This window comes from Tsukamurella sputi (assembly GCF_007858445.1).
In the GTDB taxonomy this organism is placed as follows: domain Bacteria; phylum Actinomycetota; class Actinomycetes; order Mycobacteriales; family Mycobacteriaceae; genus Tsukamurella; species Tsukamurella sputi.
Genome location: NZ_VIGV01000025.1, coordinates 1 through 882 on the forward strand (window position 1 = coordinate 1; position 882 = coordinate 882).

2 protein-coding genes are annotated in these 882 nt (G+C 43.5%); both read left to right on the top strand.

The annotated features are described in order from the left end of the window. Positions 1-266: division/cell wall cluster transcriptional repressor MraZ (locus FK268_RS25780; RefSeq protein WP_146437762.1), on the top strand; the 266-nt coding region annotated here is incomplete at its 5' end. Between the two features lie 14 nt (positions 267-280). Next, a partial coding sequence (gene murI, locus FK268_RS25785; protein WP_146437764.1) for a glutamate racemase occupies positions 281-882 on the top strand: 602 nt, incomplete at its 3' end.

The following is an 882-nucleotide window of genomic DNA, read 5'->3' on the forward strand; positions in this document are numbered from 1 at the left end:
GTGCGACAGAGGTGATTTTAGATGCACAAGGGCGAATGGTCCTCCCTAAAAGATTGATGCAATATGCCAATATTGAGAGTGATCTTATTCTCCTAGGAAATGGCAATCTCTTTGAGATGTGGGATCTAACCACTTATGAAACAATGCTCGATATCGATCCAGAGGATTTCTCCCTCTTAGCTGAAGAGGTGATGACAAAAGAGGAAGAGGTTGAAGAAGCGCCTCTCTTAGACCCTTCTATTGTGGTTCCTTTAGGCCGTCGATAGATTGTCCGAGATAGGTGAGGCTAGATGTGATTAGAATTGGTTTAATTGATTCCGGTATTGGTGGATTTTCTATCTTAAATGCTTTTTTAGCAGCGAAACCCCTTAATCAGACACAATTTATCTATATTGCCGATTCAGGCCATCTTCCTTATGGCTTAAAGAGTGATCACTATATTCATGAGCGAATGGAGCGCTTAACGGCGGAGCTGTTAGCGCGAAAGATCGATGCGTTAGTGATTGCCTGCAATACGGCGACGGCGGTCAGTGCCGAGAAATTACGAGAAAAATATCCCGATCTTATTATTATCGGGATTGAACCTGCTATAAAACTTGCAGCACAAGCAACAAAGAGTGGTCATATCGCGGTTGCGGCAACTCGCTCAACCCTTAATAGTGAACGGTTAGAGAATCTTGCAGCACGTTTTGCCGCAGATCAGAAGCTTCATAAAATTGTCGGCTCAGAGTGGGTCGATTTGGTGGAGGCGCAGAAATTAACACTTGAGCAAAATCGGGAGATTTTAAGCAAAACCTTAAGTCCACTATTTCAATACCCTATTGATCAATTGGTCTTAGGCTGTACACACTTTCCCTTCTTGATGCCGGCACTTGAGGCTAT